This is a genomic window from Burkholderia sp. AU32262 (assembly GCF_020419985.1).
In the GTDB taxonomy this organism is placed as follows: domain Bacteria; phylum Pseudomonadota; class Gammaproteobacteria; order Burkholderiales; family Burkholderiaceae; genus Burkholderia; species Burkholderia semiarida.
Genome location: NZ_JAIZRS010000004.1, coordinates 282,630 through 305,224, shown reverse-complemented (window position 1 = coordinate 305,224; position 22,595 = coordinate 282,630). Strand labels below are relative to the sequence as shown.

The following is a 22,595-nucleotide window of genomic DNA, read 5'->3' as shown; positions in this document are numbered from 1 at the left end:
CGATCTGAACGATCAGTCGGCGAGCGGCTGCGGCGCACGGCGCCGCTGCCAGTTTCTTTCACTGAAATGCAGATAGAGCAGGCCGGGCAGGCCGAGCGCGAGTTCGCGCGCACGCTTCGCGAGCGACAGCGCGAGCGCCGCGTCGGGCGGCAAGCCGACCAGCGGCGCGAGCAGCAGGTAGCCGCCTTCCTGCGCGCCGAGCGAGCCCGGGATCGCGAAGGCCGCGCCGCGAATCGCCTGGCCGACGCTTTCCAGCAGCAGCGCGTCGAGCCAGCTCACTGGATGCCCGAGGAAGTGCAGCGCGAGCCACACTTCCGCGGTGCCGACGATCCAGCCGACGAGGCTCAACGCGAAGGTCTTCGCGACTTTCGCGCGATCGCGGTACAGCGCGCCGACGGCGCCGTCGATCGCGTCGGCGCGCGTGGCGAGCGACGACCAGTCGCGCGGGCCGAGCAGCTTCGACGCGAGGCGCAGGCCGCGGCCGAACAGGCCGCGCCGCTGCGCCAGATAGAACATCACCGCGAGCGCGCCGAGCACGCCGGTGGCGATCAGCGCGGGCGTGCGCAGGTGCGCGACCGACTCGTGCGTCGCATACAGGCTGAACGCGGCGATGCCGATCAGCGCGAAGGCCATCTGCGAGAGCGCCTGCATCGTCGTGCCGACGGTCACGGCGGCGGCCGCGTCGGCCATCCGCGTGCCGCGCTGCGCGAGGTGGCGCACCATCAGCACGGGGCCGCCGATCTGCCCGGCGGGCAGCAGGCTGTTCACCGATTCGCCGACCCAGCGCGCGCGCAGCGCATTGCCGAGTTCGGCGCCCGGCTGCCCGCGGCGGAACATGACCGTAATGGCTACCGCGTCGATCACGAGCGGCACGGCGTGGAACGCCGCGACGAGCGCGAGGCCCCAGCCGGCCGCGAGGAACGTGGACGCCACCGCGCCGACGCCTTGCCAGGCCAGCAGGGCGATGAAGAGTGCGGTCCCGAGGGACAGCAGGATGAGGCCCGCGCGTGTCATGACCCGCTCGTGCGTCGCGTCGCCAACTGCTTGAAGACCTGGCGGAAACCGAAATACGCGATCGCGTCCTTCATGTTCGAGATGAAGCGCTTCCACGGCCGCATGCCGGGGTTCGTCACGTATTCGAACGTGAGCGACACGCGCATCTCGTTCTGGCCGAGCGGCGTGATGCGGTGGCGCAGCTTGTCGCCGTCGAACAGCACGATGCCGCCGTCGGCGATCTGCACGGAGCCCGGTTCGTCGGGCACGTCCGGGTTGCGCGTATGCAGCTCGTAGTCGAGTCGGCACGACGATTCGTCGATCACGCCGATCAGCAGCGTGTAGCGGCGGCCGTCGTAGTACGACGTATCGTAGTGCCAGCCGATGTGGTCGCCGGGTTTCGTGTAGTAGTAGAGCGCGTACGCGTGCGGATCGTCGTCCGGCGACAGCATCAGCTTGTCGCCGGTGATTTTCTCGAGGAAGCCGATCAGCGCCTTCGAGCGATACAGCTCGGCGATGTACGGCGCCTGCTCGTCGATCGTATGGCGGCTCACGCTGCCGCCCTGCTTGTGGCCGGGCAGGTAATTGCGGTTCAGGCCGGCCTGCATCGCGCGCGCGGCATCCGCCAGCTTCGCGTGCGCGTCGGCCGGCAGGAATGCGTCGAGATAGAGGAACGAGCCCTGGCGCGTGTAGTCGCCGCGCAGGCGCTCGAGGTCGAGCCGGCCGACGCAGTCGGCCACGGTGCGATCGGGATCGGCCGCCGTCGCGCGCACGGGCGCGGGGCGTGCCGGGCTCAGCACGGAATCGTCGCGCGTGCTAGGAGTCATTTGGAAGCCTGGATTTCGGTTGAATTCTGCGAAAGGTCGCCGCGGTTGCCGCGCCGCACGACGCGCCACCAGTCGATCACGACCCAGGCGGCGAACAGCGGGGCGCCGATCGACGCCGCGAGCAGGAACGGCTGCACGCCGTCGACGAGCGTCACGATCGGCAGCAGGTACAGCACGTCCTCGGTCTCGAAGCCGCCGGCGAACGCCTGCTTGGTGCCGGCCTTGCCGGCGATCGATTCGATCCGCATGCGCAGGAAGAAGATCAGCGCGACGGCCGCGCCGGCCACGGCGCCGAGCAGCACCGGCGACGCGGCCATCTGGCCGCCCTGGGCGACGATGCCGACGCCCATGCTGACGAACAGCGCGACCGTGACGAGCGCATCGGCCGCGAGGTCGTAAAAATGACCGATCTTGCTGGACTTGCCGCTGATGCGCGCGAGCTCGCCGTCGGTATGGTCGACGAAGTTCGACAGCACGATCAGGAACGCGCCCGCATTGCTCCAGCCGAAGCCGCCGTGCGCGAGGCACCAGGCGCCGGCGAGGCCGATCAGCAGACGAAGGGTAGTGAGGTGATTCGGGGTGACCGGCGTATCGACGAGCGGTCGGACAAGCGAGCGCGCGAGCCGCGCATCCCACGTGCGTGGCAGGGGCGGTTCGGGGTGTGTGGCGGTTTTTCTTTGGTCCATCGGCGAAATATATACGGAATTGTAATTTGTTGCTTTTTATTCGATCAATGTCCTGACATGCGGGAGTGTTACCGCGTCTTGCAGGCATCGGCCGGTTCGAAAACGCACCTGCGAACGAGGCCGCCGACCGGGCGGCCGGACCCACTTTCCAGTGTGGTCCGCATCGCGCGGCTGTCAAGGCCGCAGGGGCTTCGCGGGCCGGCGCGGCGGCGCTTCTCGCGCCGGCCGGCCGGCGGTGCGCGATGGACCGGAGCTTGACCTCCGTCAGGCCGGGAAAGAGCGCAGCGGGCGACAATCGGCCACGCCGGACGGGTGTCGTCCGTTGCCGAACCAAAGGCCGTCAATGTCGAGGGGCGTCCGTCGATTGATGCGCGACGGCCGACGATCGCGAACCGGCGATTCGCCCCCGATGCTTTCACGTACCTTTCGCGCGCATCGGGCAGGCCGATCGCCTGTCACGGAACGGTCGTTCGATACCCGGCAAATCCGGCAAGGATCTTTTGCATCCAGCGGACATTTCGCGGCGATCGCCTCTGCGATACTCCGACCGTGCCCGTGGTGCCGGGCCGCCCCTCGCGGCCCCAAGGGCTTCGCGTCGCTCAGGAGACACCCCCCGCGACGTCAACGACAGACCAAAGCGTCAGATAACCAGCCATGTCTTCATCACGCATCCTCGCTCCCGCCCTCCGTTCGCTCGTCCGCACCGCCGACGAAGCCGCCGCGCTGATTCGCCCCGGCATGACCGTCGCCATGAGCGGCTTCACCGGGTCGGGCTATCCGAAGGCCGTGCCGGCCGCGCTGGCCGCCCACATCGACGCGGCGCACGCGCGCGGCGAGGACTTCCGGATCAACGTGCTGACGGGCGCGTCGACCGCACCGGAACTCGACGGCGCGCTCGCCCGCACCGACGGCATCTCGATGCGGCTGCCGTACCAGTCCGACCCGACGTTGCGCGACAAGATCAACGGCGGCGAAGTCGATTACCAGGACGTCCACCTGAGCCACGTCGCGCAATACGCATGGTTCGGGCTGTACGGCGATCTCGACGTCGCGATCGTCGAAGTCGCGGGCATCCGCGAGGACGGGCTGCTGATTCCGTCCGCGTCGATCGGCAACAACAAGACCTGGCTCGAGCGCGCGAAGCACGTGATCCTCGAAGTGAATGCGCGCCAGCCGCTCGGCCTCGACGGGATGCACGACATCTACTACGGCACCGCGCTGCCGCCGCACCGCAAGCCGATTCCACTGACGAAGAGCGACGACCGGATCGGCGAGCCGTACCTGCGCTGCCCGGCCGACAAGATCGTCGCGATCGTCGAAACCGACGCGCCGGACCGCAGCAATGCGTTCACCGCGCCCGACGCGACTTCCAAGCAGATCGCGCTGCAACTGATCGACTTCCTGCGCCACGAAGTGAAGCGCGGCCGCCTGCCGGAAAACCTGCTGCCGCTGCAGTCGGGCGTCGGCAACATCACGAACGCGGTGCTCGCGGAACTGAGTTCGGCCGGCTTCTCGAACCTGACGGCCTACACCGAGGTGATCCAGGACGGCATGCTCGACCTGCTCGACGACGGCACGCTGAGCTTCGCGTCGGCTACCGCGCTGTCGCTGAGCCCGGCCGCGGTGCAGCGTTTCGCCGACGACATCGCGACGTTCCGCGAGAAGATCGTGCTGCGCCCGCAGGAGATCAGCAACCATCCGGAACTCGTGCGCCGCCTCGGTTGCATCGCGATGAACGGGATGATCGAGGCCGACATCTACGGCAACGTGAATTCGACGCACGTGATGGGCACGAAGATCCAGAACGGCATCGGCGGCTCGGGCGACTTCGCGCGCAACGGCTATCTGTCGTGCTTCATGTCCGCGAGCACCGCGAAGGGCGGGGCGATCTCGCGGATCGTGCCGATGGCGAGCCACGTCGACCATACCGAGCACGACGTCGCGGTGGTCGTCACCGAGCAGGGGCTGGCCGACCTGCGCGGCCTGTCGCCGAAGCAGCGCGCGCGCAAGATCATCGCGACCTGCGCGCACCCGGACTACCGCCCGATGCTCGAGGATTACTTCGAGCGCGCGTCGCGCGAAAGCTTCGGCAAGCACACGCCGCATCTGCTGGCCGAGGCGCTGTCGTGGCACGAGCGCTACGTGCGCACCGGGACGATGAAGGCCTGACGAGCGGGCCCGCGGCGGGCGCGCGCCCGTCGCAGTCGAGCGACGGAATGCCGGGCACCCGCCGCAGGAACAGCGTCGACAGCTCCATCGCGAGCGTGGCGCCCGCGTCGATCACAGCAGTTTGAGCGGGCTGCCGGGCGTGCTCGTCGCGCACCTCGGCCGCGGACGGCGATGGTGCGGCGGCGCGGCGGGATACGACGCGGGGCCAACGGTTTCATGGGGGCCCGGACTTGTCTTGATGGAGTCGAGCGACTATCTTGCAACCTCAAGCGAACTTGAGGTCAAGCATGAGCCGACTGGACATTGCGGACGTAGCGCGGCGCACGGGACTGCCTGCATCGACGCTGCGTTATTACGAGGAAAAGGGGCTGATCGTCCCGATCGGCCGGCATGGGCTGCGGCGGCAATACGACGAGTCGGTGCTGGAGCGTCTGGCGTTGATCGCGCTCGGCCGCGAGGCCGGTTTCTCGCTCGATGACATCCTCACGATGGTCGGCACCGAGGGCCGGCCGGCGATCGACCGCGCGAAACTCGATGACAAGGCCGACGAGCTCGACCGCACGATTCGCCGTCTCGGCGCGGTGCGCGATGCGCTGCGGCATGCGGCCGTATGCCCGGCGGCGAACCATCTCGAATGCCCGTCGTTCCAGAAGCTGCTGCGCATTGCCGCGCATCGTCATCCGGCGCGCCGCGCGAAGCCGGAAGGTGCGTAGGCAGCGAGCCCGCGCGAGGCAGGATGCGCCGCGATAGCCGTTCGACGGAAGGACGGCTACGTGGCGACGTCACGGGTTCGACGTGCCGAATGCGACGAGGCGACGTCGTCCGTGCCGGCTTCGGCGTCCGCGAAACAGCCGCGCCTGCTCATCCCGCGTAATACACGCGGCATTCCATTTCGCGCCCGCGCACGATCCGCTTGCCGATGAGTGCGCCGTACGTTTCGGTGAACACGGTGCGCTGGTGCTCGCACTGCACGGCGTCGTAGAAGTAGAGCGAGACCCAGTCGGTCGGGCGCCCGGCTTCCGGCGTGCGCATGGCGGCCTGCTGGCTCAGCGCCGTGAAATGCCAGCCGCCCTTGGTCATGTGCATCACGGGCGGCGGCACGTAACCGTCCGCGTTCAGGCGCCGGTGCGTGAGCGTCGGCAGCACGCCGGCGGCCGCCTTGTTGCGGTACTGGCGATCGATGTAAAGCAGCAGTTCGACCGGCGGCTCCGTGCCGGGGCCGGCGTTTCGCATGTGACCTTGCCAGCGTCGGCGGCGGCTCAGCACGTCGTCGAGCGCGGCGCGGATGCCGACCGCGCGCCGCGGGCCGACGCCCGCGATCGTTTCGAGCTGGCCGTTGCGGGCCGCGCGTTCGAGTTCCTCCAGCGTATCGATGTGCAGCGCGTCATGAATGCGCAGCGCGAGCGCGTGACCGATGCCCGGCACGGCTTCGAATGCGGACGCGCGTTCCGCGTCGCCGCGCAGGCGGTCGAGCTGGCGCCAGCGCCCGGTCACCAGCAGCTCGGCGATCGCCTGCGCGACGCCCGCACCGATGTCGGGCAGCGCGCCGAGCGCCTCGACGCCGCCGGTTTCGAACACGGTGCGGACGTCGCGGTCGAGCGCGTCGACCGTGTCGGCCGCCGCGCGGTACGCGGCGACCCGGTACGGATTCGCGCCCTGGTCGACGAGCCGTTGCGCGGCCTCGCGCAGGCAGGCCGCGATAGGCCGGTTTTCCTCGTACGTCTGGCTGACGGTCGACTGCATGGCGAGGGACCCGAAAAGCACAAACGGAATGGCTGCGGCGAGCGATGCGCCGGTCGGCTTTCAACCATTGTCGTGACGCGCGATGAAGAAAACTTGATGTGCGTCAATGGCAAACGTAGCACAGGCGCGCCGTGCACGGTCATGCAGCATTTCGGCACGACCGTGCGCGGCGCGCGATGCGGTTACGCGTCGAGAAACGACTGCGCGTTCTCGGCCTCGGCGGCCGTGCGCAGCGCGGCGAGCGCCCGTTTCTCGATTTGCCGCACGCGCTCGCGCGACATTCCCGCATCCTGCGCGATCGCGTCGTAGGTGTCGGGCTCGGCGCCGCCGAGGCCGAACCGCCGGCGCAGCACGTCGGCCTCGGTCGGCGTGACCGACCGCAGCAGCGACAGCACGCATTCGCGCATGCGCGTGTCGGCCAGTTGCTCGAACGGGCTGGCCGATGCCCGATCCTCGATCAATTCCACGAGGCCGGTATCCGCGTCGGGCAGCGGCGTGTCGAGCGAAACCGGCTCGGCCGGCAGCGCGAGCACCGCTCGCAGCTTGTCTTCGTCGAGGCCGGTTTCGGCCGCGAGTTCGGCCGGCGTGGCCCGACGGCCCGTGCGCTGGCGAAAGCGCAGCACATGCCGCTGCACGCGTTGATACTGGTCGCCGACGTGCACCGGCACGCGGATCGTGCGGGAGCGATCCGCGACCGCCCGTGCGATCGCCTGGCGGATCCACCACGTCGCATAGGTCGAGAACTTGAACCCGCGCCGGTATTCGAATTTCTCGATCGCGCGCATCAGGCCGAGGCAACCGTCCTGCACGAGGTCGGACAGGTCGACGCCGCGGTTCAGGTACTTGCGCGCGATCGACAGCACGAGCCGCAGGTTCGCCTCGAGCATCGCGCGCGTTGCATCGCGCACCTTTTGCTGGCCGTCGCTCAGCGCCGCCGCGAGCGCGCGCCGTGCGACCGCATCGAAGTGCGCTGCATCGACCGCCGACGGATCGTGCGGTGCGCTCGCGAGTGCGCGTACGGTACGGCTTGCGTCGTCGACGGCCGGCGCGACCCACGCGAGCGAGCCGAGCAGGGCGGCCACGTGGTTGCGCGCGTCGCGATATTCGTCCGAACGGCTGCCATGCGCATGCAGCGCGCCGCGCAGCGCCGAGACCGCCGTGTGCAGCGCATCGTAGCGGGCGGGCGCCGGCGTATCGTCGTCGCCGTCGGCCGACCCGGTCGCGCCTGCCGTGCGATGACGCTCGAGCAGCACGTCGACCGCGGGCGGATAGCCGGCGATCGCATGCAGTACCTGATGACGGCCCGTCTCGATTTCGCGGGCGAGCGCGATTTCGCCTTCGCGCGTGAGCAGCGGCACCGCTTGCATGCGCCGCATGTAGAGCGCGAGCGGATCGGTCGACGCGCTCGTGCCGCGTGCGAGGTCGCCGAGCATGGCCCTGCCTTCGTCGAGCGCGTCGCGATCGACCTCGACCGGCGCCGCGCCGGCGAACGGTGCGGGCGCGGCCGGCTCGTCGAGTACCGCGATGCCGATGTCGGCGAGCGCGGCGCGCACGACGTCGAGCGCGTCGGGGCTGTCGCTTTCGGGCGGCAGCGCGTCGACGAGGTCGGCGTGCGTCAGATAACCCTGCTCGCCGGCGAGCGCCAGCAACTGGATGATCGGATCGAGCGGTGTGTCCGCCCGGAGAGTGGGGCGTGGCGTAGTCATGTCGATGGCGGCGCGAGCCGCGTTCCTGTCTGGGCGGGCCGAAGCCCGCCGGTTTGCGGTTGCCGGTGGATCGCGGACGCCCGTCCGCGCCGGTCAGCCCGACATCGTTCAAGTTGAGGGCATTTGCGCCAACTTCAACGCCGGCGCCGCGGACGGGCCAGCACGCGGCGTGCCCGCGCGGCGCGCCGGAGCAGGAAACAAAAAGTAACCGATCATACGCGCGGAAATCCGCAGGGGACGTAAGCTAGAGTCACGCGCGCCGCCTGGCGGTGGCGCACGGATTCTGCCGGAGTACGAGATGAACCCGATTCCCGCCGCGAGGCCGGCCGTCGTCGCGCTGGCCGCACTGATGCTTGGCGGCTGCTACTACACGAGCCCGTACGGCTATGCACCTTATTACGCACCCGTGCCCGCCACGGTGACGCAGCGCGAGATTCCGGCCGCACCGGCCACGCCTGGTCCGGCCCCGTCGACCGTCCCGCAAGCGCAGGTCGACGCCGGCACGGCGGTGCCCGTGTATGTCGCCCCGGCCTACGTGCCGGCGCCGTATCCGTATTACTACCCGGCGTACTACTCAGGCTGGTACGGGCCGCCCGTGACGATCGGCTTCTGGGGCCGCTGGGGCGGCGGCGGATACTGGGGCGGGCGCGGCGGGTACTGGCATCGTCCATGGGGTGGCGGCCATGGGGGCGGCGGCCATTGGGGCGGCGGCCATCGGCACTGACGGGCGCGCGGCGGCGCGGGAGAGCATCATGTTGAACACGATTGTCCGAAGTCTGTGCGTCGTCGTGGCCGGCCTCGCGGCCGTGCCGGGCGTCGCCGATGCGCAGAGCAGCGCTTACACGAATTCGCCGGCCGAGCTGTTTGCGGGGCCGGCGCCCGATTATCCGGTGGTCGCGCAGATTCCGCCCGGCACCGCGCTGGACGTATTCGGCTGCCTGAGCGACTACACGTGGTGCGACGTCGCGTTGCCGGGCGTGCGCGGCTGGATCGATGCGCAGTTGCTCGACTATCCGTACCAGGGCAACTATGTGCCGCTGCTCGAGTACGGCGCGATCATCGGTGTGCCGGTGACCGGATTCGCGATCGGCGCGTACTGGGACCGCTATTACCGGCACCGCCCGTGGTATCCCGACCGCGATCGCTGGGCGCGCCGTGCGGAGCCGCGGCTCGGCCCCGGCGGCATGCCGCCGGGGCAAGGGCGGCCGCGGCCGGGCGCACCGATGCAGGTCGCGCCGGCCGGCCCGCCGCCCGTGCATGACACGCGGCCATCGGCCACGCGCGGCGGCTGGAACGGCGCGAACCGCGTGCCGCCACCGGCTGCGCCTGCTCCTGCACCGACACCGATGCCGGGTGGAGTGGGTAATGCGCGCCCGGCCAGCCCGCCAGCGCCGACCCCGATGCCGGGTGGGGTGGGTAATGCACGTCCGGCCAGCCCGCCGCCGGCCGTGCCGCGCCCGTCATCGCCCATGCCGGGCGGCGAGGGCCACATGATACCGCCGCCGGTGCGGCAGGGAGGCGGCGGTTATGCGCGGCCGCAAGGCGGCGGAAATGGCGGCGGTAATCGCGGCGCAGGCGGTGGCCCCGACGAATTCCGTCACTGAGGGCGCCGGTGCCGCGGCTTCTCCGGGCACCGGACGAAAAAAAGCCGCTCCGAAGAGCGGCTTTCGGATCGGGCGAACGGGAAGCGGCAAGCCGCTACCCGCCGCCTGTAGCGCGTCGCATCAGTCGTCGAGCAGGGACAGGTCGCGTACCGCACCCTTGTCGGCCGACATCACCAGCTTCGCGTATGCCTTCAGCGCCGCGGACACCTTGCGCGGACGCGGCTGGGCGGGCTTCCAGCCCTTCGCGTTCTGCTCCTCGCGGCGGCGCGCCAGTTCCTCGTCCGACACCAGCACGTCGATCGTGCGGTTCGGGATGTCGATGCGGATGCGGTCGCCGTCGCGCACGAGGCCGATCGCGCCGCCCGCTGCCGCTTCCGGCGAGCAGTGGCCGATCGACAGGCCCGACGTACCGCCCGAGAAACGGCCGTCCGTCAGCAGCGCGCATGCCTTGCCGAGGCCCTTCGACTTGATGTAGCTGGTCGGGTAGAGCATTTCCTGCATGCCCGGGCCGCCCTTCGGGCCTTCGTAGCGCACGATCACGACGTCGCCGGCCTTGACCTTGTCGTTCAGGATGTTCTCGACCGCTTCGTCCTGCGATTCGGTCACGTGAGCCGAGCCTTCGAACACGAGGATGCTCTCGTCGACGCCGGCCGTCTTCACCACGCAGCCGTCGAGCGCGATGTTGCCGGTCAGCACGGCGAGGCCGCCTTCCTTCGAGAACGCATGCTCGTACGAGCGGATGCAGCCTTCGGCGCGGTCGAGGTCGAGGCTCGGCCAGCGCGTGTTTTGGCTGAACGCGACCTGCGTCGGAATGCCGGCCGGGCCGGCCAGGTAGAACGTGCGGACCGCTTCGTCCTGCGTGCGCACGATGTCCCACTGATCGAGCGCGTCCTTCAGCGTCGGTGCGTGGACGGTCGGCACGTCGGTGTGCAGCTTGCCGGCGCGCTCGAGCTCGCCGAGGATCGCCATGATGCCGCCTGCGCGGTGCACGTCCTCGATGTGGTACTTGTTCGTGTTCGGCGCGACCTTGCACAGCTGCGGCACGGTGCGCGACAGGCGGTCGATGTCCTTCATCGTGAAGTCGATGCCGGCTTCCTGTGCGATCGCGAGCAGGTGCAGGATCGTGTTGGTCGAGCCGCCCATCGCGATGTCGAGCGTCATCGCGTTCTCGAACGCCTTGAAGCCGACCGAGCGCGGCAGCACGCGTTCGTCGTCCTGCTCGTAGTGCTGGCGCGTCAGTTCGACGATGCGGCGGCCGGCGCGCTTGAACAGCTGTTCGCGATCGGCGTGCGTGGCGACGACCGTGCCGTTGCCGGGCAGCGACAGGCCGAGCGCTTCGGTCAGGCAGTTCATCGAGTTCGCGGTGAACATGCCCGAGCACGAGCCGCAGGTCGGGCACGCCGAGCGTTCGACTTCGGCGACGTCGGCATCCGAATACGACTGGTCGGCCGCGATCACCATCGCGTCGACGAGGTCGAGCTTCTTCAGTTCGATGGCTTTGGTGACCGGGTTCGCGAGGCGCGTCTTGCCGGCTTCCATCGGGCCGCCCGACACGAAGATCACCGGAATGTTCAGGCGCATCGCGGCCATCAGCATCCCCGGCGTGATCTTGTCGCAGTTCGAGATGCATACCATCGCGTCCGCGCAGTGCGCGTTCACCATGTATTCGACCGAGTCGGCGATGATGTCGCGGCTCGGCAGCGAGTGCAGCATGCCGTCGTGGCCCATCGCGATGCCGTCGTCGACCGCGATCGTGTTGAATTCCTTCGCGACGCCGCCCGCGGCTTCGATCTCGCGCGCGACGAGCTGGCCGAGATCCTTCAGGTGCACGTGCCCGGGAACGAACTGGGTGAACGAGTTGACGACCGCGATGATCGGTTTCGAGAAATCGTCGTCTTTCATGCCGGTGGCGCGCCACAGCGAGCGCGCACCTGCCATGTTGCGGCCGGCGGTGGAGGTTTTGGAACGGTAAGTGGGCATGGTGAAAGCTGAAGAAATATCGCGGGAAAAGGGTGGAGGCTCGGGAATAAAGGCCTCTCTCGCGCCCGTGCGAACAACCTCTTGAGCTGCGCCCTGGGCAAACTTCGCGATTATCCCACAGCCGCCGGGCCCGTGGCGCCGGCGGGAGCGGGCGAGCGGCGCGCCGGACAGCGGCCATGCTCCCCCGGCGCGCCCGGGCTCGCCGGCACGCAGCCCGACGCAGGTCATTGCCGGCGCAACCGGCGCGCGGCTTCACCGCCCGTTCTGCCGATGGTGAAGCCGCGCCGTGCGGCTCGATCGCGCGTCAATCGAGCAGCGTCAGGATCTCGTCGTACAGCGCCTTCGGAATTCGCACGCCGTTCGCGATGCTGCGCGCGCGAGCGTCGAAGCGCCGTTGCGACGGCAGCCGCGCGCCTTGCGCGACGATCGATTCGAACATCCGCTCGCCGCGCGCAAGCCCCGCGTCGAGCTCGTCACCGAGAAACACCTTCGGATCGAACGCGATCACGAGTTCGCCGTGGCACGGCGTCGCGCCGACGCCTTCGTCGAAATCCATCGATTCCCGGCTCGTCATGTCGCCGATCAGCGCGCCGCCGAGCAGCTCGACCATCGCCGCGAGCGCCGAGCCCTTGTGCCCGCCGAACGTGCGCATCGCGCCCTGCAGCGCGGCTTTCGGATCGGTGGTCGGCTGGCCATCCGCGTCGATCGCCCAGTGCGACGGAATCGCCTTGCCCTGTTTCGCGTGCAGCTCGATGTCGCCGCGCGCGATCGCGCTGGTCGCGAAGTCGAACACGAACGGCTCGCCGCCCGGGCGCGGCCATGCGAACGCGATCGGGTTGGTGCCGAACACCGGCTCGCGGCCGCCTTCCGGCGCGACCCAGCTATGGCTCGGGTTCATCGCGATGCCGACCAGCCCTTCGGCGGCGATCGCCTCGACCTCGGGCCACAGCGCGGAGAAGTGATAGCAGTGGTTGATCGTCATCGCGGCGATGCCGTGCTGCTTCGCCATCTCGACGAGGACGGGCAGCCCGGTCTCGAAGCTCAGCAGCGAGAAGCCGCGATGCGCGTCGACCGCGACGATCGATGACGACAGCCGGCGCAGCGTCGGCACGGCTTGCGGATCGACCTTGCCTTTCTTCAGCGAGCGCACGCAGACGAGCAGCCGGTACACGCCGTGCGAATGGCACTCGTCGCGCTGGCCCTGCGTGATCACGTTGGCGATGGCGTGCGCATGCGCGTCCGACATCCCGTTGTGCGTCAGCACGCGCAGCGCGAGTGCGCGCACTTCATCGAGCGACAGGACGACTTCGGTTGCGCGCTCAGCCATGGTTCACCTCGCGCGGGGCGGGCACGCCGTCGATGCGTTGCGGCACGTGCAGCGGATTGCCGCTGCGAATCGCGTCCGGCAGCAACGCGTCCGGCACGTCCTGGTACGACACGGGGCGCAGGAAGCGCTCGATCGCGCGTGCGCCGACGGACGTCGTGCGCGTGTCGGACGTCGCCGGGAACGGGCCGCCGTGCACCATCGCGTGGCCGACCTCGACGCCCGTGCCGAAACCGTTGACGAGAATGCGGCCGGCCTTGCGTTCGAGCGTCGGGCGCAGCGCGGCGAAGAGTGCCGCGTCGCCGTCGGCGAGATGCGCGGCGATCGTCAACTGACCTTCGAGCGACTTCAGCACGCGATGCAGCGTGCCGGCATCCGGGCAGCGCACGATCAGCGATGCGGGGCCGAACACTTCGTCGCGTAATTCGCGGTGCGCGACGAACGCATCGGCGGACGTCGCGAACAGCGCCGCGCGGGCCTGGTGACGGCCGCCTTCCGCGCCTTCGGCCAGCAGCTCGACCGCATCGTGATCGCGCAGCGCCGCGACGCCTTGCGCGTAGCTCGCGTGGATGGCCGGTGTCAGCATCGTCTGCGCGGCGACGGCACGCACGGCATCGGCCGCCGCGGCTTCGAATGCGCGCAGCGCGGGGCCGTCCACCGCGAGCACGAGGCCTGGATTCGTGCAGAACTGGCCGGCGCCGAGCGTGAGCGACGCGACGAATTGCGCTGCGATGGTGTCGTGACGGGCGTCGAGCGCGGCGGGACACAGCAGCACGGGATTGATCGAGCTCATTTCAGCATAGACGGGAATCGGCTCGGCTCGCGCGGCCGCGATATGCATCAGCGCGACGCCGCCGCGGCGCGAGCCAGTGAAGCCGACCGCCTTGATGCGCGGATCGGCGACGAGCGCCTGACCGATCTCGCGCGATGCGTCGAACAGCAGCGAGAACACGCCGGCCGGCATCCCGCATTCGCGCACGGCCTGCTGGATCGCGCGGCCGACGAGTTCCGACGTGCCCGGATGCGCGGAATGCGCCTTGACGATCACCGGGCAGCCGGCCGCGAGCGCTGACGCCGTGTCGCCGCCGGCCACCGAGAACGCGAGCGGGAAGTTCGACGCGCCGAACACGACAACGGGCCCGATCGCGACGTTGCGCAGGCGCAGATCGACGCGCGGCAGCGGCTTGCGCTCGGGACGCGCCGGATCGATCCGCGCGTCGAGAAAGCCGCCGTCCCGGACGAGCGACGCGAACAGCGCGAGCTGCCCGACCGTGCGGCCGCGTTCGCCTTCGATGCGTGTGCGCGGCAGCCCGGTTTCGACGACGCAGCGCTCGATCAGGTCGTCGCCGAGCGCCATGATGTGGCGGCCGATTGCGTCGAGGAACGCGGCGCGCGCGTCGGGCGACGTTTCGCGATAGGTGTCGAACGCGTCGTCGGCGAGCGCGCACGCCGTTTCGAGGTCGTGCAGGCTCGCGCCGCCGAACGCCGGTTCGAGCGGTTCGCCGGTGGTGGCGGCGAGCGCGTGGAGGGTGCCGTTCTGTCCGGTGACGGCCGACGGGCCGATCAGGAGCTGACCTGTGAGTTGCATGGTTTTCCTCGGAAAAGGCAGGGCCGGGCGTACTGCGCCCGGCCGTTGGAAGGGGAAAAGGGCTGAAAAAGGGCGCGGGCGCGTCAGTCCTCGTCGTCGTCGAGTTGCAGCTTGTCGGCGCGCACGCCGGTGTTTGCGCCCCAGTAGTAGATGACGAGCGCGACGGCCGCGACGACGACCGTGTCGTACGGATGCGCGAGCCGGCCCGTGCCGCCGAAGCCGCCGAGATACGACAGCACGATCATCGCCGCATAGAACGCGATCAGCCACGCGGACGAACGCACCTGCTCGGCGAGGCTCAGGTGTGCGGTCGGCACCCAGCGGCGGCATGCGAGATAGATGACGAACATCACGATCTGCAGCCCGAGCAGCCAGGACACCGTGCTCCAGCCCGACCAGTAGACGATCAGCGCGGCGATCACGAACGACGCGGGGCCGGTGACGCCGAACGCGCTGGCGCGGAACGGTCGCGGCAGGTCGGGCGCGGTGCGGCGCAGTGCGGCGACCGACACGGGCGCGACCGCATAGCTCAACACCAGCGCGGCCGACACGATGTTGATCAGCGCTTCCCACGACGGGAACGGCAGCGTCCAGAAGATCGCGAGGCCGAACGTGAGCCACAGGCCCGCGCGCGGGATGCCGGACGCTTCGTCGACGCGCGTGAACACCTTGAAGAACGTGCCCGTCTTCGCCCAGCCGTAGACGACCCGCGGCGTCGCGTTCATATAGATGTTGCCGCAGCCGCTCGGCGAGATCATCGCGTCGGCGACGACCATCACCGCGAGCCAGCCGACGCCGAGCGCGAGCGCGATGTCGCGGTACGGCAGTGAGAACGCCTTGCTCACGTCGTGCCAGCCGGCGGCGAGCATGGCCGTCGGGATGCTGCCGATGAACGCGAGTTGCAGCAGCACGTAGATCAGCGTCGACAGCAGGATCGACAGGATCAGCGCGATCGGGATCGTGCGCTGCGGATTGCGCACCTCGCTCGCGACCGACACGATCGGCGTGAGCCCGAGATACGCGAAGATGATGCCGCCCGCGGACACGGCCATCTCGATGCCCGGCATGCCGAACGGCGCGAAGCCGTGCACGGTCAGGTTCGCGGGCTTGAAGAACGTGAACAGCACGCCGATCACCGCAAGCGGCACGATGAACTTGAAGACGCTGATGATGTTGTTCGCCTTCGCGAACGTCTTCACGCTCGAATAGTTCAGGTAAAAGAAGAAGCAGAGCAGCGCGGCCTGCACGAGCCAGCCGAGTGTGGTCGGGTCGCTCGATCCTTCGATCGTCAGGCCCGGAAACCACGCGGCCGCGTACTGGCGCGCGGCGACCACTTCGATCGCGATCAGGCTCGAGAACGCGATCAGCGTGATGAAGCCCATCAGGTAGCCGAGCAGCGGGCCGTGCGAGAACACCGGGTAGCGCACCACGCCGCCCGCGCGCGGCAGCGCGGCGCCGAGTTCGCAGTAGACGATGCCGAGCAGCAGCACCGCGAAGCCGCCGAGCAGCCACGAGAAGATACCGGCCGGGCCCGCGATCGTCGATACGTGACTCGCGGCGAACAGCCACCCCGAACCGAAAATGGCGCCGAGACCGATGAACGTGAGATCGGTCAGCGACAGCTGTTTCTTGAACTTGCCGTGACCCGCGTCGGGGTGCGCGGAACGGGAAAGCGGGACGGACGGGTGTGCGTTGCCTTGGCCTGGCATGGGCTTGTCTCCTGGAGGGAATATCGGCACAGGCTCGATGTGCGCCGCGCTCCGACGGAGCAGTGGCGCTCGCCTGCAGGCCGGCGTCGCCCGGTTCGAACGACCGGGGCGGGCCGCGGCCCGTTCACGCGCGGCGCGACGCCGGGGTTGGCGTGAACGGCCCGCAGGCCATGCCGGACCGGGGACGGCGGCGCGTAGCGGGGCAAGCCCGCGCGCCGCCGCCGGGGGCGTCGATCAGAGACCGACGTCGGGCAGCACCGGGCGCGTTTCCAGCGCCTTCGCGACGATCGCCTTCACTTCCGCGAGCGTGTCGCCTTGCAGCGCGAGGCGCGGCGGACGCGTGATCGCGCTGCCGCGGCCGACCAGCTCTTCGCACAGCTTGATGCACTGCACAAGGTCCGGGCGTGCGTCGAGGTGCAGCAGCGGCATGAACCAGCGATACAGCGCGAGCGCTTCGTCGAAGCGCTTCTGCTTCGCGAGGCGGAACAGCGTCTCGCCTTCCTTCGGAAATGCGTTCGACATGCCCGACACCCAGCCTTCGGCGCCGACCGCGATGCTCTCGACCACGACGTCGTCGAGGCCCGCGAACAGCACGAAGCGATCGCCGACCGCGTTGCGCAGGTCGATGAAGCGGCGCGTATCGCCCGACGAATCCTTGAAGCAGACGATGTTCTCGCAATCCTGCAGCGCGATCAGCACGTCGGGCGTCACGTCGTTCTTGTAGATCGGCGGGTTGTTGTAGACCATCACCGGCAGGTCGGTGCTCGTCGCGACCGCGCGAAAGTGCGCGGCGGTTTCGTGCGGTTTTGCCGAGTAGACGAGCGCGGGCATCACCATCACGCCGTCGACGCCGACGCGCTGCGCTTCGCGCACCGTGTTGCGCGCGAATTCGGTCGTGAATTCGGCGATGCCGGCGATCACGGGAACCTTGCCGCCGGCCGCGTCGCGTGCGGCTTCGATCACCTGGAGCTTCTCGCTCGTCGACAGCGACGTGTTTTCGCCGACCGTGCCGCAGACCACGAGGCCCGACACGCCGTCGTTCACCAGGTTCTTGACCACGCGGTGCGTGGCGTCGATGTCGAGGGAAAAGTCCGGCTTGAACTGGGTGCTGACGGCCGGGAAAACCCCGGTCCACTGAATGGCGTTTCGGCTCACTGAAATCTCCTACGTGTTCGTATCGGTCGGCCGACAGGTGTCGGTGTGGCAACCAGTATCGCCGCGCAAACGCCCATCACGCTTGAGTCGTATCGCGGAGCAAAATGACGAAATCGGCACAGCGGCCGGCAGGGGCGCCGGGGGCGCGTTGCACTATGCCGATTTCGTCGTCGTCCTCATCGAAAAGCCACAAGCGGACGGACGCGCGACGGAGGAAGCTATGCTCCTTTCCCCACTTCGGACGGCTCATGATGAAGCGCATCCAGATCATCGATTCGCACACGGGCGGCGAACCCACACGGCTCGTCGTGTCCGGCTTTCCGTCGCTCGGCAATGGCACGATGGCCGAGCGCCGCGACGTGCTCGCGCGCGAGTACGATCGCTACCGCGCCGCGTGCATCCTGGAGCCGCGCGGCAGCGACGTGCTGGTCGGCGCGCTGCTGTGCGAGCCCGTCTCGCCCGACGCGGCGGCCGGCGTGATCTTCTTCAACAATAGCGGCTACCTGGGCATGTGCGGGCACGGCACGATCGGCGTCGTGCGCACGCTGCATCACATGGGCCGCATCGCGCCGGGCGTGCACCGGATCGAGACGCCGGTCGGCACCGTCGAGGCGACGCTGCACGACGACCTGTCGGTCAGCGTGCGCAACGTGCCCGCGTATCGCCACGCGCAGGCCGTCGAAGTCGACGTGCCGGGATACGGCCCCGTGAAGGGCGACATCGCGTGGGGCGGCAACTGGTTCTTCCTGATCAGCGACCACGGGCAGCGCATCGCCGGCGACAACGTCGCGGCGCTTACCGCGTATGCGTCGGCCGTGCGCGCAGGGCTCGAACGCGCGGGCATCACCGGCGCCAACGGCGGCGAGATCGACCACATCGAGCTGTTCGCCGACGATCCCGCGCACGACAGCCGCAGCTTCGTGCTGTGCCCGGGGCTCGCTTACGACCGTTCGCCGTGCGGCACCGGCACCAGCGCGAAACTCGCGTGCCTCGCGGCCGACGACAAGCTCGCGCCGGGCGCGGTGTGGCGGCAGGCGAGCGTGATCGGCAGCGTGTTCCACGCGAGCTACGAGCTGGCCGACGGCGGCATCGTGCCGACGATTCGCGGCAGCGCGCATCTGAGCGCGGAAGCGACGCTGCTGATCGAGGAAGACGATCCGTTCGGGTGGGGCATCGGGTCGTGAGCGAAACGAAGACCGACGTCGTCGTGATCGGCGCCGGCATCGTCGGCGCGGCGTGCGCGCACGAACTCGCGCGGCGCGGGCTGCGCGTGCTCGTCGTCGACGACGCGAGCGGCGGCGCGACCGGCGCGGGCATGGGGCACCTCGTCGCGATGGACGACAACGCGGCCGAACTCGCGCTGAGCCATTACTCGATCGAACTCTGGCGCGAGTTGAGCGGCGAGATGCCCGACGGCTGCGCATACCGCACTTGCGGCACGCTGTGGCTCGCGGCCGATGCGAACGAGATGGATCTGGCGCGCGCGAAACAGGCGACGCTGGCCGCGCACGGCGTGGCCGGCGAGCTGATCGATGCGGCAGCGCTCGCGCGACTGGAGCCGATGCTGCGCGCGGGCCTCGGCGGCGCGCTGAAGATTCCCGGCGACGCGATCCTCTACGCGCCCGTCACCGCGAACTGGCTGTTGCAGCGGGCGCCGCGCATCACGTTGCGCCGCGAGCGGGCCGTCGCGGTCGATGGCCCGAGCGTGATGCTCGCGAGCGGCGACGTGCTGCGCGCGGAGCGTGTGGTCGTCGCGAACGGCGTGGCGGCGCGCACACTGCTGCCCGAACTGCCGCTGCGCCCGAAAAAGGGCCATCTGCTGATCACCGACCGCTATCCGGGCCACGTGTCGCACCAGCTCGTCGAGCTCGGCTATGCGGCGAGCGCGCACGCGAGCGACGGCACGTCGGTCGCGTTCAACGTGCAGCCGCGGCCAACCGGTCAGTTGCTGATCGGCTCGTCGCGCCAGTTCGACACCGAGGATTCGCAGGTCGAGCCGCCCGTGCTCGCGCGCATGCTGCGCCGCGCGGTCGGTTACCTGCCGGATCTGGCCGAGCTCAACGGCATCCGCGCATGGACCGGCTTCCGCTCCGCGAGCCCCGACGGCCTGCCGCTGCTCGGCGAGCATCCGTCGCGCCCGGGCGTGTGGCTCGCGGTCGGGCACGAAGGGCTCGGTGTGACAACCGCGCCGGGCAGTGCGCGGATCGTCGCCGCGCTGATGGCCGGCGAGCGGCCGCCCATCGATATCGAACCGTATTTGCCGGGACGCTTCTTGAGCGCGTCCCGCGTAGCCGGAGCGCTGACATGAAACGACCCCCACGTTCACTTCGTCCGCTGTCGACCGGAGTTGGCGCTTCGGCGCTGGCGTCGGTCCCATGCAAGGCGTCCCCCGCGAGGGCGGTCAGCCGCCTTGGGGCGGCCCGGCGGAGGCTGACATGATCATTCATCTGGACGGCCGCGCGATGACGGTGGCCGATGGCGCGACCGTCGCGGCCGCCGTCGCGGCGAGCGGCGACGACACGACGCGCGTGTCGTGCACGGGCGCGGCGCGTGCGCCGTTTTGCGGGATGGGTATCTGTCAGGAGTGCCGGATGACGATCGACGGCCGGCGCCGGCTCGCGTGCCAGACGCTGTGCCGCGACGGCATGCAGGTGGAGCGCACGCGATGAAACAGGAACGACAGGAACGATTGAGCGTCGACGTCGCGATCGTCGGCGCGGGCCCGGCCGGGCTGTCGGCCGCGGGGGCCGCCGCCCGAAGCGGCGCGACGGTTGCGATCGTGGACGACAACCCGCGCGCGGGCGGGCAGATCTGGCGGCAGCCGGCAGCAGTCGCACCGACGCCGGCCGCTGCCGCACGCCTCGCCGTGCTGCGCCAGCCGAACGTCACGCATCTCGCGGCGACGCGCATCGTCGCCGAAACGCAGCCGGGCACGCTGCTGCTCGAAGACGACGAACGCGGGCGGCTGCTCGATTTCCGGACGCTGATTCTCTGCTGCGGCGCGCGCGAGCTGCTGCTGCCGTTTCCGGGCTGGACGCTGCCGGGCGTGACCGGCGCGGGCGGCTTGCAGGCACTGATCAAGTACGGGCTCGACGTGCGCGGGCAGCGCACGGTGATCGCAGGCAGCGGGCCGCTGCTGCTGGCGAGCGCGGCGACGGCCCGGCAGGCCGGCGCGCGCGTATCGCACGTGCTCGAACAGGCCGCTTGGCGCGACGTGGCCGGCTTCGGTACGGGGCTGTGGCGCTGGCCGTCGAAGCTCGCGCAGGCCGCGAAGCTCGTCACGACCGCGTATCGGCCCGCTGCGTACGTCGTCGAGGCATTCGGCGACGAGCGGCTCGAGCGCGTGCGGATCCGGCACGGCGATCGCGAATTCGACGTCGACTGCGACCGCCTCGCATGCGGCTTCGGCCTCGTGCCGAATACCGTGCTGCCGCGGCATCTCGGCTGCCGGATCGAGAACGACGCGGTGGCCGTCGACGCGCACCAGCGCACGAGCCGCGACGGGTATTTCGCGGCGGGCGAGTGCACGGGCGTCGGCGGCAGCGAGCTGGCGATGGTCGAAGGCGAGATCGCCGGCTATGCGGCGACCGGGCAGACCGCTCGACTGGCCGCGCTCGTCGCGCGGCGCGCGCACTGGCAGGCTTTCGCGGATGCCGTCCGTGAGCGCTTCGCGATCCGCGAACCGATCCGCCGGCTCGCGCGGCCCGACACGCTGCTGTGTCGCTGCGAAGACGTACGGTTCGACGCGGTCGCGCGGGAACCGGGCTGGACGGCCGCCAAGCTGCAGTCGCGTTGCGGGATGGGCGCGTGCCAGGGCCGTGTGTGCGGCGCGGCCGCGCAGGCGCTGTTCGGCTGGACGGCGCCCCCGCCGCGCACGCCGCTCGTGCCCGCGCGGGTCGGCACGCTGATGCTCGACGGCACGGGGGCCTGCGACAGCGCATGATGCGTGACGCTGGCGGACTGTGATGAAGCGGCCCCGGTTTGCGCCGGGCCGTGCCGCTCCTTCCATCTTTATTTCACCTTCACTTTTCCTGGCCGCCGGCCTGGGCCCGCCACGAGCGCGCAGGCGATCGAGCGTCGTGGGCATGGGTACGGGTGGCGGCTCCTTCTGTCGCGGTGCCAGTTCATCGACACAGTGCCCGCGCCGTCGAGCTCCATCGGCAGGATGCGATCGCAGTTCAACTGCATGAAGCGCCGCGCGGCGGGGCCCGCGTGACGGTAGGCAAGGAGGTTTGATTGAGGGTGATCAACCGAATTGCCGATCCGGCACGCAGCGGGACAAACGACAATATACAAAATAATATAATATTGATTCTTTAATCATGTCCCTCCGCCGATGAACGACGATTTCCCGGCCGGGCCGCCCGGCCCCGACCAGATGCGCGCCGCCGCCGGATCGGCCTGTGCGCTCCTGAAGGCGATGTCGAATCCCGACCGGCTGCTGTTGCTGTGCGAACTGTCGCAGGGCGAGCGCTGCGTGAGCGATCTCGAGGCGCGCCTGGACATCCATCAACCGACGCTGTCGCAGCAGCTCGGTGTATTGCGGGACAACGCGCTGGTTCGTACGCGCCGCGAAGGCAAGGCGATTCACTATTCGCTCGACAGTCCGGCCGCGATCGCGGTGATGGGCGTGCTGTACGAACAGTTTTGCGGGGCGACCGTGAAGGAAGTACGCGATGCAGATTGATGCGCTTCATTTCACGCCGTGGCTGTCGCTCATCGGCGGCGTGCTGATCGGGGGCGCGGCCGTGTGGCTGGTCGCGTTCAACGGCCGGATCGCCGGTATCAGCGGGATCGTCGGCGGCCTGCTGACGGCGGGCCGTGCAGAGCGCGGCTGGCGCGCGGCGTTCGTCGCCGGGATGATCGTCGCACCCGTCGTCATGCGTTTCGCCGGGAGCAACTCGATGCCGCAAGTCGACGCCAGCTGGCTTGACGTGATGGTGGCCGGGCTGCTGGTCGGCATCGGCACACGGTACGCGGGCGGCTGCACAAGCGGCCATGGTGTATGCGGAATTTCGCGCGGGGCGCTGCGCTCGGCGGTCGCGACGGCGACCTTCATGGTCGCCGGCTTCGCGACCGTGTTCGTGCGGCTGCACGTTGCGGGGGGCTGA

At 69.5% G+C, this 22,595-nt stretch carries 20 protein-coding genes; 10 read left to right on the top strand and 10 right to left on the bottom strand.

The window, feature by feature from the left end; all coding sequences use genetic code 11:
* Positions 1-12 precede the first annotated feature (12 nt).
* Genes LGN10_RS06610 through LGN10_RS06600 form a run of 3 tightly spaced genes read right to left on the bottom strand, consistent with a single transcriptional unit; the run spans position 13 to position 2,506 of the window.
* Complete coding sequence (locus tag LGN10_RS06610) at positions 13-1,014, bottom strand: HpnL family protein (RefSeq protein ID WP_226222398.1); 1,002 nt, start codon at positions 1,012-1,014, stop codon at positions 13-15.
* On the bottom strand, positions 1,011-1,820 hold the full coding sequence (locus tag LGN10_RS06605) for a 2OG-Fe(II) oxygenase (protein ID WP_099317334.1): 810 nt from the start codon (positions 1,818-1,820) through the stop codon (positions 1,011-1,013). Before LGN10_RS06605 ends, LGN10_RS06610 begins: the two co-directional genes overlap by 4 nt.
* Positions 1,817-2,506, bottom strand: coding sequence for a CDP-alcohol phosphatidyltransferase family protein (locus LGN10_RS06600; protein ID WP_059582348.1), 690 nt, complete (start codon positions 2,504-2,506; stop codon positions 1,817-1,819). Before LGN10_RS06600 ends, LGN10_RS06605 begins: the two co-directional genes overlap by 4 nt.
* Before the next feature lie 654 nt (positions 2,507-3,160).
* Here LGN10_RS06600 and LGN10_RS06595 point away from each other — a divergent pair.
* Positions 3,161-4,675, top strand: coding sequence for an acetyl-CoA hydrolase/transferase family protein (locus LGN10_RS06595; RefSeq protein ID WP_059639308.1), 1,515 nt, complete (start codon positions 3,161-3,163; stop codon positions 4,673-4,675).
* 287 nt (positions 4,676-4,962) lie between these two features.
* On the top strand, positions 4,963-5,388 hold the full coding sequence (locus tag LGN10_RS06590) for a helix-turn-helix domain-containing protein (protein WP_226222396.1): 426 nt from the start codon (positions 4,963-4,965) through the stop codon (positions 5,386-5,388).
* A gap of 148 nt (positions 5,389-5,536) precedes the next feature.
* Here LGN10_RS06590 and LGN10_RS06585 read toward each other — a convergent pair whose 3' ends face one another.
* Positions 5,537-6,418, bottom strand: a complete 882-nt coding sequence (locus LGN10_RS06585; protein ID WP_226222394.1) for a helix-hairpin-helix domain-containing protein — start codon at positions 6,416-6,418, stop codon at positions 5,537-5,539.
* Between the two features lie 182 nt (positions 6,419-6,600).
* A complete protein-coding gene (locus LGN10_RS06580) occupies positions 6,601-8,124 on the bottom strand; it encodes a sigma-70 family RNA polymerase sigma factor (protein WP_226222392.1) in 1,524 nt (507 codons plus the stop codon).
* 298 nt (positions 8,125-8,422) lie between these two features.
* Here LGN10_RS06580 and LGN10_RS06575 point away from each other — a divergent pair, with 298 nt between their 5' ends.
* Complete coding sequence (locus tag LGN10_RS06575; RefSeq protein ID WP_226222390.1) at positions 8,423-8,848, top strand: hypothetical protein; 426 nt, start codon at positions 8,423-8,425, stop codon at positions 8,846-8,848.
* A 28-nt stretch (positions 8,849-8,876) separates the two neighbouring features.
* Positions 8,877-9,728 (top strand): SH3 domain-containing protein, encoded by an 852-nt coding sequence (locus LGN10_RS06570; protein WP_226222388.1) that lies wholly within the window; start codon positions 8,877-8,879, stop codon positions 9,726-9,728.
* Positions 9,729-9,848: 120 nt separating this feature from the next.
* Here LGN10_RS06570 and ilvD read toward each other — a convergent pair whose 3' ends face one another.
* The 5 genes from ilvD to LGN10_RS06545 all read right to left on the bottom strand — a co-directional run bounded on the left by ilvD (position 9,849) and on the right by LGN10_RS06545 (position 17,484).
* Positions 9,849-11,708 (bottom strand): dihydroxy-acid dehydratase, encoded by a 1,860-nt coding sequence (gene ilvD, locus LGN10_RS06565; protein ID WP_226222386.1) that lies wholly within the window; start codon positions 11,706-11,708, stop codon positions 9,849-9,851.
* Between the two features lie 304 nt (positions 11,709-12,012).
* Complete coding sequence (locus LGN10_RS06560; RefSeq protein ID WP_226222384.1) at positions 12,013-13,035, bottom strand: Ldh family oxidoreductase; 1,023 nt, start codon at positions 13,033-13,035, stop codon at positions 12,013-12,015.
* Positions 13,028-14,620 (bottom strand): aldehyde dehydrogenase (NADP(+)), encoded by a 1,593-nt coding sequence (locus LGN10_RS06555; RefSeq protein ID WP_226222382.1) that lies wholly within the window; start codon positions 14,618-14,620, stop codon positions 13,028-13,030. The genes LGN10_RS06560 and LGN10_RS06555 overlap by 8 nt, the downstream gene beginning before the upstream one ends.
* Positions 14,621-14,703: 83 nt before the next feature.
* The gene (locus LGN10_RS06550; RefSeq protein WP_226222381.1) at positions 14,704-16,329 is read right to left on the bottom strand and encodes an APC family permease; all 1,626 of its coding nucleotides are present in this window, start codon (positions 16,327-16,329) and stop codon (positions 14,704-14,706) included.
* Between the two features lie 234 nt (positions 16,330-16,563).
* Positions 16,564-17,484 carry a dihydrodipicolinate synthase family protein gene (locus tag LGN10_RS06545; protein ID WP_059582316.1) on the bottom strand — a complete coding sequence of 307 codons (921 nt, stop codon included), beginning with the start codon at positions 17,482-17,484 and terminating at the stop codon, positions 16,564-16,566.
* A gap of 251 nt (positions 17,485-17,735) precedes the next feature.
* On the opposite strand from LGN10_RS06545, the gene LGN10_RS06540 reads away from it, so the two are divergent.
* From LGN10_RS06540 to LGN10_RS06515, 6 genes are all read left to right on the top strand, one after another.
* Positions 17,736-18,668, top strand: coding sequence for a 4-hydroxyproline epimerase (locus LGN10_RS06540; RefSeq protein WP_226222464.1), 933 nt, complete (start codon positions 17,736-17,738; stop codon positions 18,666-18,668).
* Positions 18,665-19,792, top strand: a complete 1,128-nt coding sequence (locus tag LGN10_RS06535; protein ID WP_226222380.1) for an NAD(P)/FAD-dependent oxidoreductase — start codon at positions 18,665-18,667, stop codon at positions 19,790-19,792. Before LGN10_RS06540 ends, LGN10_RS06535 begins: the two co-directional genes overlap by 4 nt.
* Positions 19,793-19,919: 127 nt before the next feature.
* Positions 19,920-20,153 carry a 2Fe-2S iron-sulfur cluster-binding protein gene (locus LGN10_RS06530; RefSeq protein WP_226222379.1) on the top strand — a complete coding sequence of 78 codons (234 nt, stop codon included), beginning with the start codon at positions 19,920-19,922 and terminating at the stop codon, positions 20,151-20,153.
* Positions 20,150-21,427: an FAD/NAD(P)-binding oxidoreductase gene (locus LGN10_RS06525; protein WP_226222378.1), complete on the top strand. Its 1,278-nt coding sequence runs from the start codon at positions 20,150-20,152 to the stop codon at positions 21,425-21,427. Before LGN10_RS06530 ends, LGN10_RS06525 begins: the two co-directional genes overlap by 4 nt.
* 393 nt (positions 21,428-21,820) lie before the next feature.
* Complete coding sequence (locus tag LGN10_RS06520; RefSeq protein WP_226222377.1) at positions 21,821-22,171, top strand: ArsR/SmtB family transcription factor; 351 nt, start codon at positions 21,821-21,823, stop codon at positions 22,169-22,171.
* Positions 22,161-22,595, top strand: coding sequence for a YeeE/YedE family protein (locus tag LGN10_RS06515; RefSeq protein ID WP_226222376.1), 435 nt, complete (start codon positions 22,161-22,163; stop codon positions 22,593-22,595). The genes LGN10_RS06520 and LGN10_RS06515 overlap by 11 nt, the downstream gene beginning before the upstream one ends.

What these genes read in the sequence shown, in the direction of transcription:
- LGN10_RS06600 (WP_059582348.1), bottom strand. Translation starts at nt 2,506, where the DNA reads ATGGACCAAAGAAAAACCGCCACACACCCCGAACCGCCCCTGCCACGC.
- LGN10_RS06520 (WP_226222377.1), top strand. Translation starts at nt 21,821, where the DNA reads ATGAACGACGATTTCCCGGCCGGGCCGCCCGGCCCCGACCAGATGCGC.
- LGN10_RS06540 (WP_226222464.1), top strand. Translation starts at nt 17,736, where the DNA reads ATGAAGCGCATCCAGATCATCGATTCGCACACGGGCGGCGAACCCACA.
- LGN10_RS06570 (WP_226222388.1), top strand. Translation starts at nt 8,877, where the DNA reads ATGTTGAACACGATTGTCCGAAGTCTGTGCGTCGTCGTGGCCGGCCTC.
- LGN10_RS06610 (WP_226222398.1), bottom strand. Translation starts at nt 1,014, where the DNA reads ATGACACGCGCGGGCCTCATCCTGCTGTCCCTCGGGACCGCACTCTTC.
- LGN10_RS06530 (WP_226222379.1), top strand. Translation starts at nt 19,920, where the DNA reads ATGATCATTCATCTGGACGGCCGCGCGATGACGGTGGCCGATGGCGCG.
- LGN10_RS06555 (WP_226222382.1), bottom strand. Translation starts at nt 14,620, where the DNA reads ATGCAACTCACAGGTCAGCTCCTGATCGGCCCGTCGGCCGTCACCGGA.
- LGN10_RS06580 (WP_226222392.1), bottom strand. Translation starts at nt 8,124, where the DNA reads ATGACTACGCCACGCCCCACTCTCCGGGCGGACACACCGCTCGATCCG.
- LGN10_RS06575 (WP_226222390.1), top strand. Translation starts at nt 8,423, where the DNA reads ATGAACCCGATTCCCGCCGCGAGGCCGGCCGTCGTCGCGCTGGCCGCA.
- LGN10_RS06560 (WP_226222384.1), bottom strand. Translation starts at nt 13,035, where the DNA reads ATGGCTGAGCGCGCAACCGAAGTCGTCCTGTCGCTCGATGAAGTGCGC.
- LGN10_RS06595 (WP_059639308.1), top strand. Translation starts at nt 3,161, where the DNA reads ATGTCTTCATCACGCATCCTCGCTCCCGCCCTCCGTTCGCTCGTCCGC.
- ilvD (WP_226222386.1), bottom strand. Translation starts at nt 11,708, where the DNA reads ATGCCCACTTACCGTTCCAAAACCTCCACCGCCGGCCGCAACATGGCA.
- LGN10_RS06590 (WP_226222396.1), top strand. Translation starts at nt 4,963, where the DNA reads ATGAGCCGACTGGACATTGCGGACGTAGCGCGGCGCACGGGACTGCCT.
- LGN10_RS06550 (WP_226222381.1), bottom strand. Translation starts at nt 16,329, where the DNA reads ATGCCAGGCCAAGGCAACGCACACCCGTCCGTCCCGCTTTCCCGTTCC.
- LGN10_RS06605 (WP_099317334.1), bottom strand. Translation starts at nt 1,820, where the DNA reads ATGACTCCTAGCACGCGCGACGATTCCGTGCTGAGCCCGGCACGCCCC.
- LGN10_RS06585 (WP_226222394.1), bottom strand. Translation starts at nt 6,418, where the DNA reads ATGCAGTCGACCGTCAGCCAGACGTACGAGGAAAACCGGCCTATCGCG.
- LGN10_RS06525 (WP_226222378.1), top strand. Translation starts at nt 20,150, where the DNA reads ATGAAACAGGAACGACAGGAACGATTGAGCGTCGACGTCGCGATCGTC.
- LGN10_RS06515 (WP_226222376.1), top strand. Translation starts at nt 22,161, where the DNA reads ATGCAGATTGATGCGCTTCATTTCACGCCGTGGCTGTCGCTCATCGGC.